This is a genomic window from Streptomyces sp. NPDC048434, assembly GCF_043200375.1.
In the GTDB taxonomy this organism is placed as follows: Bacteria; Actinomycetota; Actinomycetes; order Streptomycetales; family Streptomycetaceae; genus Streptomyces.
The window spans coordinates 179,686-192,842 of sequence record NZ_JBICXQ010000017.1; the positions used below are offsets into that span (position 1 = coordinate 179,686).

The 13,157-nt window shown below is 73.0% G+C and carries 9 protein-coding genes; 7 read left to right on the top strand and 2 right to left on the bottom strand.

The window, feature by feature from the left end; genetic code table 11:
• Positions 1–202: 202 nt before the first annotated feature.
• Positions 203–832: a hypothetical protein gene (locus ACGFWI_RS21410; protein ID WP_393907552.1), complete on the bottom strand. Its 630-nt coding sequence runs from the start codon at positions 830–832 to the stop codon at positions 203–205.
• A 240-nt stretch (positions 833–1,072) separates the two neighbouring features.
• Between ACGFWI_RS21410 and ACGFWI_RS21415 the strand changes: the two genes are divergently transcribed.
• The gene (locus ACGFWI_RS21415; protein WP_393907553.1) at positions 1,073–2,062 is read left to right on the top strand and encodes an XRE family transcriptional regulator; all 990 of its coding nucleotides are present in this window, start codon (positions 1,073–1,075) and stop codon (positions 2,060–2,062) included.
• A 57-nt stretch (positions 2,063–2,119) separates the two neighbouring features.
• On the opposite strand, the gene ACGFWI_RS21420 is transcribed toward ACGFWI_RS21415, so the two are convergent.
• Positions 2,120–5,488, bottom strand: a complete 3,369-nt coding sequence (locus ACGFWI_RS21420; RefSeq protein WP_393907554.1) for a S41 family peptidase — start codon at positions 5,486–5,488, stop codon at positions 2,120–2,122.
• A gap of 252 nt (positions 5,489–5,740) precedes the next feature.
• Between ACGFWI_RS21420 and ACGFWI_RS21425 the strand changes: the two genes are divergently transcribed.
• The 6 genes from ACGFWI_RS21425 to ACGFWI_RS21450 all read left to right on the top strand — a co-directional run bounded on the left by ACGFWI_RS21425 (position 5,741) and on the right by ACGFWI_RS21450 (position 13,060).
• A complete protein-coding gene (locus ACGFWI_RS21425) occupies positions 5,741–6,316 on the top strand; it encodes a TetR/AcrR family transcriptional regulator (RefSeq protein WP_393907555.1) in 576 nt (191 codons plus the stop codon).
• 116 nt (positions 6,317–6,432) lie between these two features.
• The gene (locus tag ACGFWI_RS21430; RefSeq protein WP_393907556.1) at positions 6,433–8,685 is read left to right on the top strand and encodes an MMPL family transporter; all 2,253 of its coding nucleotides are present in this window, start codon (positions 6,433–6,435) and stop codon (positions 8,683–8,685) included.
• A 381-nt stretch (positions 8,686–9,066) separates the two neighbouring features.
• Positions 9,067–10,200 carry an energy-coupling factor ABC transporter permease gene (locus ACGFWI_RS21435; protein WP_393907557.1) on the top strand — a complete coding sequence of 378 codons (1,134 nt, stop codon included), beginning with the start codon at positions 9,067–9,069 and terminating at the stop codon, positions 10,198–10,200.
• Position 10,201: 1 nt separating this feature from the next.
• The gene (gene cbiQ, locus ACGFWI_RS21440; RefSeq protein WP_393907558.1) at positions 10,202–10,963 is read left to right on the top strand and encodes a cobalt ECF transporter T component CbiQ; all 762 of its coding nucleotides are present in this window, start codon (positions 10,202–10,204) and stop codon (positions 10,961–10,963) included.
• Complete coding sequence (locus ACGFWI_RS21445) at positions 10,951–11,724, top strand: energy-coupling factor ABC transporter ATP-binding protein (protein WP_393907559.1); 774 nt, start codon at positions 10,951–10,953, stop codon at positions 11,722–11,724. The genes cbiQ and ACGFWI_RS21445 overlap by 13 nt, the downstream gene beginning before the upstream one ends.
• 148 nt (positions 11,725–11,872) lie before the next feature.
• Positions 11,873–13,060, top strand: coding sequence for a serine hydrolase domain-containing protein (locus ACGFWI_RS21450; protein ID WP_393907560.1), 1,188 nt, complete (start codon positions 11,873–11,875; stop codon positions 13,058–13,060).
• The last annotated feature ends 97 nt before the right edge of the window (positions 13,061–13,157 follow it).

A 13,157-nucleotide genomic window follows, 5' to 3' on the forward strand; every position in this document is an offset into this window, starting at 1 on the left:
GTTTCGGGCGGCCCCCCGGCGGCGGCCCGCCGCGCGGGGGGGGGTGTCATTCATTTCCCGCGCGGGGGGGGCGCGCGGGGGGGGGGGGGGGGGGGGCCCCCCCGGGCCCGGGGCCCCCCCCCACCAGTGTTCCCCCGTACCCCCCGTACCCCCCGTACCCCCCGTGGCCCCCGTGCCTACCGGGTCGGCCGGTGCCGACGGTTCAGCTGACGACCTTGAGCTTCTTCGGCCAGCCGTAGTGCGCGGCCTTCGAGAAGAGGTTCTTGATGTGGGCCGGGGTCAGCTTGATGCAGCCCAGCGAGTAGTAGTCGCGGACGCCGTCCCAGCGGTAGGGGTTGTCCCGGCCGGGCTGCCGGGCGCCCTGGGTGCCGTTGGGCTTCATCTCGCTGTGGACGAACAGCTCGGTGCGCTTGGTCCTGCCGTTCTTGCACACCTTGTCCTGGACCTGGATCGCGTGGCCGTTGATGCCCCGGGACCCGCCGTCGTGGTGCGGGGTGTGGGCCAGCACCCGGTAGTTGCCGTTGGGCAGCCAGCCCTGCATGCTCGCGCACTCGTTCTTGCCGTTGCGCCCGCCGTTGCCGGAGCCCGCACGGTACTTGGCGAGCACCTTGTCCTTGGCGTTCGGGACGCTCTTCATCAGGTAGAGCGCCGAGCTGCTCGGGTTGCTCTGGTTCTTGTTGAAGTAGAGGTACGTCCCGCCCGCGGCGGCCGCCTGCGCTGACGGTCCGGACGCCGGGTGGGCGGCGAGCGCGGGGGCGGCCTCGGTGGCGGCGAGACCGCCGGTGAGAGCCAGTGCGGCGGCGAGCGGAACGATCCGGTGACGCATTCCCATCGGAATATCTCCCGTTGTGTGGTGAGCCGTTGACGATCTGGGCGGTGCCGGCCGGGCAGGACATGACGATGCTGGGGTCGGGAGGTGTCCGGCAAGGGGAAACGGCCGACCCGGACACGCCGCGGCTGTCCGGGCAGGTCGGACGAGGGGGCGAGGTCTGTCCGGAGGGCGGAGGGACGCTGTCCGGGGCGACGGGAACGGGTGTTGTGGCCGGGGCCGGGCGACGGTTCAATGGCTCGCATGGGAAGCACGGGGGGATCCGGCGACTTATGCCCACGGGAGGCCGGTGATGCGGCCGCACTCGTCGAGCTGATGCAACAGCTCAAGGACCACACACAATTGACGTACCGCCGGCTCGAACAGCGGGCGGCGGAACGGGGCGAGGTCCTCGCCCGCAGCACGCTCGCCGATGTCCTGCGCAGACGGACCCTGCCGAGGGCCGAGCTGCTCGCCGTCTTCGTCCGGGCGTGCGGCTGCACGGAGGACGAGGCGGGGGAGTGGCTCGCGGCCCGGCAGCGCATCGAGGAGCGGGAAGCGGCCACGGCCGGGGAGCCGCCGGACACCGCGGAGACGTCCGGCGCCGCCGCACCGGGCGTTTTGCGCCAGAGCCCTTACGGGAACCGGAAGGTGCTGATGGGCGGCGCCGTCGCGCTGGTGGCGCTGCTGCTCGTGGTGGGCATACCGCTGCTGACCGGGGACGGCGGTGCGCAGCCCCGCGCCACGGCGGAGACGCCGCGGCCGCCCGCCACGGCGAGCGCGGCGCTGCCCACGGGCGAGGTCCGGATCCGTCCGCTGCGGGCTCCCGCCCTGTGCCTGACGGACGGACGAGTGCTGCGCCTGCACCGGTACCGCACGGTCGCCGTACAGCGGCCCTGCACGGAAGCGGTGCCGCCGCATACGCATCTGACGGCGGCCGGAGCGGGGCGCCACCGTATCCAGTGGACCCATCGTGACCAGGGCAAGGGCTGTCTGGTCCTGCTGCGCCAGCCGGGGCTTGCGGGGCTGTTGGAGCCGTGGGAGGACTGTACGGCGGGCGGGCGCGCCGCGCTGTTCCGTATCGAGCCGGCCGGCGGGCGGGCGGGGACCGGCGGGACGGCGTACCGGCTGCGGCTGAGCGGCGAGGACGGCAACCGCTGTGTCGCGCTCAGCGGTGAGGGGCCCGGCGTCGCGGCACTGGCACAGCGCTGCACCGGAGCCGACGACCAGAAGTTCCTGATCGGCCCGGCGTGAGCGGTCCGGGGGCCGAGCGGTCCCGGGGGCTGAACGGTGCGGCGGGGACGGCGCGGTTCAGGCGCCGGCCGCCGTGGACGCGTCCCCGCTCCGTGGCGGCAGCGGGGGCCGCCGACGGTCCGGCACGTCCGACAGGTCCGGAGGAGTCGCCGCCGGATGCCGCTCCAGCAGCTCCAGCGCCGTACGGATCGCGACGCCCAGCTGCGGATGCCGGCCCTCGGCCCAGTGCAGCGGGGAACGCAGCGCCTCGATGTCGACCTCGACGCCGTGGTTCTCCACGTCCCAGCCGTAGAGCCGGAACCACGCGGCGTTCATCGGGACGGTGATGGTGGTGCCGTCGGCGAGCCGGTGCCGGCCGGTCATCCCGACCACGCCGCCCCAGGTGCGCATGCCGACCACCGGGCCGAGGCCCTGGAGCTTGAAGGCCGCGGTGATCATGTCGCCGTCGGACGAGGTCATCTCGTCGGCGACCGCCACGACCGGGCCGCGCGGCGCATTGCTGGCGTACGAGACGGGCTCGGCGTCGCGGGTCAGGTCCCAGCCCATGATGGTGCGGGTCAGCTTCTCGATCACCAGCTCGGAGATGTTGCCGCCCGCGTTGCCCCGCACGTCCACGATCAGCGCGGGCCGGGAGACCTCCATCCGCAGATCGCGGTTGAACTGTGCCCAGCCGGAGCCGCCCATGTCGGGGATGTGCAGATAGCCGCACCGCCCGCCGCTCAACTCCCGTACCACCGCCCGGCGTTTGGCCACCCAGTCCTGGTAGCGCAGCGGCCGCTCGTCGATCAGCGGGACCACCGCGACCCGGCGGGGCGGGCCCTCGCCCTCCGGCGGGGAGAAGGTGAGCTCCACGGTGGTGCCGCCGGCCGCGGCCAGCAGCGGATACGGGCCGGTCACCGGGTCCACCCGGCGGCCGTCGACATGGGTGAGCGCCGCACCCTCACGGATGCCCGTACCGGCCAGCGGCGAGCGGGCCTTGGAGTCCGAGGACTCGCCGGGCAGGATCCGGGCCACCGTCCAACGGCCGTCACGGCACACGAGGTTGGCGCCGAGCAGGCCCATGGCGCGCTGGTAGTGCGGCGGGCCCTCGTTGCGCCGGGCTCCCGCGACATAGGCGTGCGACGTCCCCAGCTCGCCCATCACCTCGCGCAGCAGATCGGCGAACTCGTCGGGGGAGGCGATCCGTTCGAGCAGCGGCCGGTACTGCGCCAGCACCCCGTCCCAGTCGATGCCGCACATCCGCGGATCCCAGAAGTAGGTCCGGGTGATCCGGCCCGCCTCGTCGAACGCCTGGCGCCACTCCGCCGGCGGATCGACATCGTGCAGGATGCGCCGCAGGTCCAGGAAGACCGTCGAATCGCTGTCCGGCGTCTCGGTCGCGGGCACCGCGCGCAGTTCGCCCTCGTCGTTGACGACCAGCCGCGTGCCGTCGCCGCTGAGCGCGAACCCGTCCAGGGAGCTGGTGAGTTCGGTGCGCCGCGCCTTGGTCAGATCGAAGTGTTCGAGGGTGGGCCGGCCGGAGGTGTCGGCCGGGTTGGCGAACGTCTCGCCCAGCGCGCCGGAGATGGGCCAGCGCAGCCAGACCAGCCCGCCGCCGCTGACCGGCTCCAGGGAGGAGTACTTGGACGCCGCCACCGGGAACGGGGTGACGCGGTTCTCCAGCCCCTCCACCTCCACCAGCACCGGCCCCTCACCGGCCGGCGGCGGAATCTCGTCCGGGTCCAGACCGCCCGCCGCGGGCCGTCCCTCCGGGGACAGCGCGAAGGGGGAGGGGGTCGCCGACGACAGCGGTACGAGATAGGGGCGGCAGCCCAGCGGGAACGACAGATCGCCGGTGTGCACGTCGTAGACCGGGTCGAAGCCGCGCCAGGACAGGAACGCCAGATAGCGGCCGTCGCGGGTGAACACCGGCTGCTCGTCCTCGAACCGGCCGTTGGTGACATCCACGATGTGCCGGTCGGCCAGCCGGGCCATCTTGATCTGCCGCAGTGTCCGGCCGATGCCGGGGTGCGACCAGGTCAGCCAGCGCGAGTCGGGGGAGAACGCCAGGTCGCGGACCGGGCCGTTGACGGAGCGGATCAGCTCGGTGACGCCGCCGGGACCGGCGGCCGCCTCCGCCGCGGACCGGTCCTCCTCGGTCGACCCCTCCTCCGGCCGGGTCACGTCCACCAGCAGCAGCCGGCCGTCGTTCGAGGCCACCGCCAGCCGCTCCCCGTCCGGTGCCGAGCTCATCTCCTGGACCAGGCCCAGCTCACCGGCGGCCAGCCGGCGCGGTTCGCCCGGCGCCCCGGCCCGCGGCAGATTGGTGATCTCGATCGCGTCCGCGCCCTCGGCGTCGGTGACGTAGGCGATCCGGCCGGTGGCGCCCAGCATTTCGGGAAGCCGGACCCGTACGCCCGGCACGTCATGGATCGTGCGGGCCGGGCCGTCGCGGTGGGTGAGCCAGTACAGGCTGCCCCGTACGCCGACCGCGCTGGCCCGCCCGGTGGTGTCCACCGCGAGCGAGGTGACGTGCGAGGCGGCGGGGACCTGGTAGGTCCGCCGGCCGGCCCGCGGACCGCCCAGACGTACGGCCAGCTTGCGCGGTACCGCGTCCGGGCCCATGTCGTCGATCAGCCAGAGGTCGCCCGCGCACTGGTAGACGATGCGCGAGCCGTCGCTGGAGGCGTGCCGGGCGTAGAAGTCGGCGTGGTCGGTGTGCCGGCGCAGATCGGTGCTGTCGGGAAGACAGGAGTAGATGTTGCCGATGCCCTCGTGGTCGGAGAGGAAGGCGACCCGGCCGCCGACGAACATCACCGAGTCGAGGTGCCCGTACAGGTCCGGCATCAGCCGGGTGCCGTGCAGCCACATCCGGCCCATCGCGCCGCCCCGGTAGCGCTTCCAGGAGGCGGGCTCGTGCGGTGGCTTGCCGCTGAGCAGCAGGGTGCGGCGCTCCCCCTCGAAGTCGGCGACCGCGATGTCGGAGACCGGCCCCCAGGGCAGCTGTCCACCGGGGCTGCCGTCGGTGGACAGGCTGTAGGCCCACGAGTAGTACGAGAACGGCTGGCCGTGCGAGGAGACCGCGAGGATGTGCGACTGGCCCTCGTGGTCGGGCGGGGTCCAGCCGCAGACCCGGGCGTCGGTGCTGCCCCAGTACGTCAGCCGGCGGGCCGGGCCGCCGTCGACCGCCGTGAGGTGGATCTCCGGGTCGAGGCTGCGCCAGGTGGTGAAGGCGATGTGCTGTCCGTCGGGGGAGAAGCGGGGGTGGCCGACGCGGGTGCGGTCGACGGTCAGCCGCCAGGCGCGGCCGGGCTCCTGCCCGTCTGGGGCGATCGGGGCGATCCACAGATCGTCCTCGGTGGCGAAGCAGAGCAGATCACCGTGCACATGCGGATAGCGCAGATATGCGCCGTCGGACGAGCTCGGCGGGCCCGGTGTGGCCGGCATCCGGCGCAACCGACCGCGGGACTCTGCGGGGTTCGGCTCCGGGCGCGGCCCGACAGCCTCGGGTGCATCGCTCACTCACCCATCGTTCCGGGCCGGGGGTGCGGCGGCAAGTCGGTCGGGTGACACAGACCACAAGCGAAACGGTTCCGTTTCGCTCGGTCCGGCAGTAGCTTCTAAGTGTACGAAACCGTTTCGTTCGCCGTCGCCGATAGGGTGGCCGCGTTCGTACGGTCCGACCGAGAGGTGCGTGTCATGGGACGCAGCCGACTGACTCCCGAGCGGGAGGCCGAGCTCTTCAACGCCGTCCTCGATCTGCTGCGTGAGGTCGGCTACGACGCGTTGACCATGGACGCCGTCGCCGCCCGTACGCGCTCCAGCAAGGCCACCCTCTACCGCCAGTGGCAGGGCAAGCCGGAGCTGGTGGCCAGGGCGTTGCGGCACTGCAAGCCGGTCAGCACCGTGGACGTCGACACCGGCAGCCTGCGCGGCGACTTCGCCGAGCTGGTGCGCCGGGCCGACGACGAGGGGCAGGTGGAGAAGGACGCGGCCCTGATGCGGGGGCTGGGGATGGCCATCCACGGCAACCCCGATCTGCACCAGGCCCTGCGCGAAGTCCTCCTCGACCCCGAGGTGACCGGACTGAACGCGATGCTGCAGCGCGCCATCGACCGCGGCGAGATCGCGGCCGACTGCCCCGCGCTCCAGTTCGCCCCGCACATGCTCGTCGGTGCGCTCATCGCCCGGCAGCTCATCGAGGACCGCAGCGCCGATGCCGCGTTCCTCTCCGCCTATCTCGACGCCGTGGTCCTCCCCGCCCTCGGCGTCTGACCCCACCCGCCCGACTCCCCTTCGTCCCAGCCCCCGTACCCGGCTCGCCGCTCTCGTCGCCGGGGCGGTGGCGCACGCCTCTGTACGCCCCTCCTCCGACGGGAGCACCCGGTCTGATGGCCACCTTCCTCTACAAGCTCGGCCGCTTCGCCTTCCGGCGACGCCGCTTCGTCGCCCTGATATGGGTCGCCCTGCTGGCCGTTGCCGGCGTCGGGGCCGCCACCGCCTCCGCACCTGCCGCCGACTCCTTCTCGATTCCCGGCACGGAGGCCCAGCGCGCCTTCGACCTCCTCGACCAGCGCTTCCCCGGCACGAACGCCGACGGCGCCACGGCCCGGGTGGTCTTCCGGGCCCCCGGGGGCGAGTCGATGAAGGACCCGGCGAACAAGGCGGCCGTCGAACGGACCGTCCACGCCCTGCAGTCGGGCTCCCCGCAGGTCGACCGGGTCACCGACCCGTACACCGCCAAGGCCCTCAGCAAGGACGGCCGCACCGCCTACGCGCAGGTCTCCTACAAGGTCACCGGCTTCGAGCTGACCGACGCCTCCAAGGACGCCCTCAAGGACGCGGCCAAGGACGGCCGGGACGCCGGGCTGACCGTCGAGACCGGCGGCAACGCCCTGCAGGCCATCCCCGAGACCGGCGCCACCGAGGTCATCGGTATCGCGATCTCCGCGGTGGTCCTCGTCATCACCTTCGGCGCGCTGATCGCGGCCGGACTGCCGCTGCTGACCGCGCTGATCGGCGTCGGCATCGGCGTCTCCACCATCACCGCGCTGAGCAGTGCGCTCGACCTGTCCAGCACCACCTCGACGCTGGCCACGATGATCGGCCTCGCCGTCGGCATCGACTACGCCCTGTTCATCGTCTCCCGCTACCGCGCCGAGATCGCCGAGGGCCGCGAGCGCGAGGATGCCGCCGGACGCGCGGCGGGCACCGCGGGCTCCGCGGTCGTCTTCGCCGGGCTGACCGTGGTGATCGCGCTGGTCGGCCTCACCGTCGTCAACATCCCGATGCTGACGAAGATGGGCCTGGCCGCGGCCGGCACCGTCGTCATCGCCGTACTGATCGCGCTGACCCTCATCCCGGCGCTGCTGGGCTTCGCGGGGGCGCGGGTGCTGCCCCGCAAGGCCCGTAAGGCGAGTGCGGCCGGCGAGGCGCCCGGCCGGCCCGGCTCCGGCGGGGAGCGGCCCAACATGGGCACCCGCTGGGCGCGCTTCGTGCTGCGCCGCCCCGTCGCCGTACTGCTCGCGGCCGTGGTCGGCCTCGGCGCCGTCGCGATCCCCGCGGCCTCGCTGGAACTGGGCCTGCCGGACGACGGCTCACAGCCCACCCACACCACCCAGCGCAAGGCGTACGACCTGCTGTCCGACGGTTTCGGCCCCGGCGTCAACGGCCCGCTGATGCTGGTCGTCGACGGCCGGGACGCGCACACCGGGCAGACCGCCACGTCCGCCGCCGCGCGGGTCGCGAAGGAGGTCGGCAAGCTGGACGACGTCGCCGTCGTCACCCGGCCCGCCTTCAACAAGGCCGGCGACACCGCGATGCTGAACGTCGTCCCCAAGTCCAAGCCCAGCAGCGTCGGGACCGAGGACCTGGTGCACGACATCCGGTCCACGGCGAGCGGTATCGCCCAGGACACCGGGGCGAAGACCCTGGTCACCGGCACCACCGCGATGAATGTCGATGTCTCGCAGAAGCTCAACGACGCGCTCGTGCCCTACCTGGCGCTGGTCGTCGGCCTGGCCTTCCTCCTGCTGATGGTGGTCTTCCGCTCGGTGCTCGTCCCGCTCAAGGCGGCCCTCGGCTTCCTGCTCTCGGTGGTGGCGGCGCTCGGCGCGGTCGTCGCGGTCTTCCAATGGGGCTGGCTGGGCGACGTGTTCGGAGTCGAGCAGACCGGGCCGATCATGAGCATGATGCCGATCTTCATGGTGGGCGTGGTCTTCGGCCTGGCGATGGACTACGAGGTCTTCCTCGTCACGCGGATGCGCGAGGCCTTCGTCCACGGCGAGCGGCCGGGCGAGGCCGTCGTCACCGGCTTCCGGCACGGCGCGCGAGTGGTCACCGCCGCCGCGGTCATCATGATCAGCGTCTTCGCCGGCTTCATCGGCTCCACCGACTCGATGATCAAGATGATCGGCTTCGGCCTCGCCATCGCCGTCTTCTTCGATGCCTTCATCGTCCGCATGGCCGTGGTCCCCGCGGTCCTGGCGCTGCTGGGCCGCTCCGCCTGGTGGCTCCCGCGGTGGCTCCAGAAGCTCCTGCCGAACGTGGATGTCGAAGGCGAGGGCCTGCGCACGGAACTCGGCGACGCCGGCACCGCCGAGGGACCGGACGCGAGCACCGCACCGGAACCGGCGCGCGTCTGACGGTCCGTCACCGCACCGGCTCCGGCCGGTGCACCCAGACCTCCGGGACCGCTGTATGAGCGGAGCGGCCACCCGGAGCCGGCGCCGGCCCGTGGGGACGGGGAGCGGCGCACCAAAGGGCCCGGCGACGGCCTCCCCTGGGGACGGGGCCGTCGCCGGGCCGGGTGCGGGGGAGGTGCCGGGCCCGGGGCCGCACCGCACGCCGGGGTACGGCGCACCCTCGGCCCGTTCGTACGGATGTGCCCCTGGGGGCGGGGGTGTGCAGATGGGGCCCGGTTTTGCGGTCGCCGTGGCCGTTTCGCATCATGGGCGCTCTTGCAAGTTATTTGCAGGAGGCACCACCATTGGTGGGTTGCAGAGCCTGAAGCGGAGAAGCCTGAGATGCACGTACCCGATGGATTCATCAATGCGCCGGTGTCGGTGGCGACCGGTGCGGTCGCCGCCGTCGCGGTCGCGGTCAGCCTGCGCGGCGCCCGGCGTGAGTTGGCGGGTGCGGGAGCGGGCGGCGCCGCGGGTGCCGAGCGCACGGCGCCGCTGGCCGGACTGGTCGCGGCGTTCATCTTCGCCGTGCAGATGCTGAACTTCCCGGTCGCGGCGGGCACCAGCGGACATCTGCTGGGCGGTGCGCTGGCGGCGATACTCGTCGGCCCGTACACCGGTGTGCTGTGTGTCTCCGTCGTGCTGCTCATGCAGGGCGTGCTGTTCGCCGACGGCGGGCTGACCGCACTGGGCGTGAACATCACCGATATGGCGATCGTGACGACCGTGGTCGCCTACGGCCTGTTCCGCGGGCTGGTGAAGGTGCTGCCCCGACGCCGCCGCTCGATCACCGTGGCCTCGTTCGTCGCCGCGCTGCTGTCGGTGCCCGCGGCTGCGGTGGCCTTCACCGCCATCTATGCGCTCGGCGGGACCGCGGACGTGCCGATCGGCAAGGTCTTCACCGCCATGGTGGGCGTCCATGTACTGATCGGGATCGGCGAGGCGGCGATCACCGCCCTGACCGTCGGCGCGGTGATCGCCGTACGCCCCGACCTGGTGTACGGCGCACGTGGTCTGGCCGAGCCGCTGGAGCTGCGGACCTCGCCGCTCGCCGCCCCGGCCGACGAGCCCGCCCTGGCCGCCGCTCCCGCGGCCGAGCCCGCGGCCCCGGCCGCCGCGGCCCCGCGCCGCTCCGCCCGCCGCGTCTGGCTGGCCGGGCTCGCCGCCGCCCTGGTGTGCGCGGGCGGCATCAGCTACTACGCCTCCGCCAGCCCCGACGGCCTGGAGAAGGTCGCCCACGACCAGGGCATCGACGCGAAGGCCAGGGACCACGCCGCCAAGGACTCCCCGCTCGCCGACTACAGCGTCAAGGACATCACCGACCCGCGCCTGGCCGGCGGCCTGGCCGGCGTCATCGGGGTCGGCGCGACGCTGGCCCTGGGAACCGGCGTGTTCGTCGTCCTGCGGCGGCGCAGGAACGCCGGCAGCGCCGAGCAGCCGGGCGTGGGCACCGAGCGCCTGTCGGAGAGCGTCTGAGATGGGTGCCGGGCATGCGCACAAGCTGTACCGGCACGGGCATTCACCGGTCCACGCCCTGCCGGCGCACTGCAAGATCGCCGCGGTCTTCTGCTTCGTCCTCGTCGTCGTCTCCACCCCACGGGAGGCCACCTGGGCGTTCGGGCTCTACGCGCTGCTGATCGCGGCCGCCGCCGGGGCCGCCAGGATCCCGGCCGGATTCCTGCTCAAGCGACTGCTGATCGAGGTGCCGTTCGTCGCCTTCGCCCTGCTGATGCCGTTCGTCGCCGAGGGGCCGCGCGTCGAGGCCCTCGGGATGAGCCTGAGCGAGTCGGGGCTGTGGGGCGCCTGGAACATCCTCGCCAAGGGGACGCTGGGCGTCGCCGCTTCCGTACTGCTCGCCTCCACCACCGAACTGCGCGCACTCCTGCTGGGCCTGCAGCGGCTCAGGATGCCGCCACTGCTCGTCCAGATCGCCTCGTTCATGATCCGCTACGGCGATGTGATCACCGACGAGATGCGGCGGATGCGGATCGCCCGGCTCTCCCGCGGCTTCGAAGCGCGCGGCATGCGCCACTGGGGCGTGCTCGCCAAGTCGGCCGGCGCGCTGTTCATCCGCTCCTACGAGCGCGGTGAGCGGGTCCACCTCGCCATGGTCAGCCGCGGCTACACCGGCACCATGCCCCAGGTCACCGAGACCACCGCCACCGGCACACAATGGACCCGCGCGGCCGCCCTCCCCCTCGCCGCGCTCGCCGTCTGCCTCCTGGGATGGACCCTTTGAGCACCACCACACCCGCCCCCTCCCTCGCCGTCTCCCGGCTCGCCTACGCCTACCCCGACGGCCACCAGGCGCTCTTCGGCGTCGACCTGACCGTCGGCCGCGGCGAGCGGGTCGCGCTGCTCGGGCCCAACGGCGCCGGCAAGACCACCCTCGTGCTGCACCTCAACGGCATCCTCGAAGCGGGCGCCGGCAGCGTCGCGGTCGCCGGGCTCCCGGTCGCCAAGGAGCACCTCGCCGAGATCCGCCGCCGCGTCGGCATCGTCTTCCAGGACCCCGACGACCAGCTGTTCATGCCCACCGTCCGCGAAGACGTCGCCTTCGGGCCGGCCTCCGCGGGACTGCGCGGCGCCGCACTGGACGAGCGGGTCACCGAGGCGCTCACCCGGGTCGGCATGGCGGACTTCGCCGACCGGCCGCCGCACCACCTCTCCTTCGGGCAGCGCCGCCGGGTCGCCGTCGCGACCGTGCTGGCGATGCGGCCGGAGATCCTGGTCCTCGACGAGCCGTCCTCCAACCTCGACCCGGCCTCCCGCCGTGAACTCGCCGACATCCTGCGGTCGTTGGACGTCACCGTCCTGATGGTCACGCACGACCTGCCGTACGCACTGGAGCTGTGCCCGCGGTCCGTCGTGCTCTCCGGCGGCGTGATCGTGGCCGACGGGACCACCCAGGAGCTGCTGTGCGACGAGGAACTGATGCGCACCCACCGGCTGGAGCTGCCCTTCGGATTCGATCCGCGGTCGGTCGACGTACCGCGGTGACCCGCCGCTGAACCGTCTCCGGCGCTCCGCCGCCGTGGCGTTCTCGTGTGACGAACGCCACGGGCTGCGGTCCTGGTCATCAGCACTGATCCGCGCGTTGCACCATGGATGGGTCACGAATGCGACGGATGAGTGGAAGCAGGAATCAGTGGTGGACGTCCAGGGCACGGTCGAGGACGGCTTCGAGCCGGTCCGGGACGCCTTCATGGCCAACTTCGCCCGGCGCGGGGAGCGGGGCGCTGCGGTCGCCGTGTACCGGCACGGGCGCAAGGTCGTGGACCTGTGGGGCGGCACGAAAGACGGGGACGCGGACAACGACGCGGCGGATGCGGCGCCCTGGGAAGCCGGCACGGCCCAGATGATCCGGTCCGCGACCAAGGGCGTCGCCGCCCTCGTTCCGCTGCTGCTGCACCAGCGCGGACAGCTCGACCTCGATGCGCCGGTCGGCACGTACTGGCCCGAGTTCAAGGCCGCCGGCAAGGAACGCGTACTCGTCCGTCATCTGCTCTCGCACCGCGCCGGACTGCCGGTCCTGGACACCCCGCTCACCCCCGACCAGGCCATCGACGGCGTCAGCGGCCCCGCCGCGGTCGCCGCCCAGGAACCCGTCTGGGAGCCCGGCACCGACCACGGCTACCACGCGCAGACCTTCAGCTGGCTGATCGGCGAGCTGGTGCTGCGGGTCACCGGCCGCACCCTCGGCAGCTGGATCGCCGAGGAGATAGCCGGGCCGCTCGGCCTCGATCTGTGGATCGGCCTGCCCGAGGCGGCGCAGTCCCGCGTCGGCCGGCTGGCCGCCGTCGGGACACCGGCCCCGCCCGCCGCGACGGGGCTGCGGGTACGCCCGAAACAGTCCGTCGCCGATGCGTACGCCGACCCGGACTCGCTCACCAGCCGCGCCTTCGCCGCGATCACTCCGGCGCCCGACGAGAACGCCCCGGCATACCGGGCCGCCGAACTGCCCGCCTCCGCCGGCATCGCCACCGCCCGTTCGCTGGCCCGCTGTTACGCCGCGCTCATCGGGGCCGTCGACGGCCACCCCCGGCTCTTCGCGCCCGCGACGCTCACCCTCGCCCGGACCGAGGAGTCCGCGGGGCCCGACCGCACCCTCCTCGTCCCCACCCGGTTCGGACTGGGCTTCATGCTCCACGGACCGGCCTCGCCGCTCCTGGCGCCCGGTTCCTTCGGCCACCCCGGCCGCGGGGGCTCGCTCGCCTGCGCCGACCCGGAGACCGGGTTCGCGTTCGGCTACGTCACCAATGGGATGCAGCGGAATGTGACGGCGGATCCTCGTGCGCAGGCGTTGTTGCGGGCGGTTTCCCACGTTGCCGGGTGACGCCGCCGTTTTTGTTTCTGTTGTTCTTTCCCGCCTTTGGCGGGGCGGGTGGGGTTGTGGGGTGGGGCCCCGGGTTTGTGGTGGGTGCCGGTGGCGG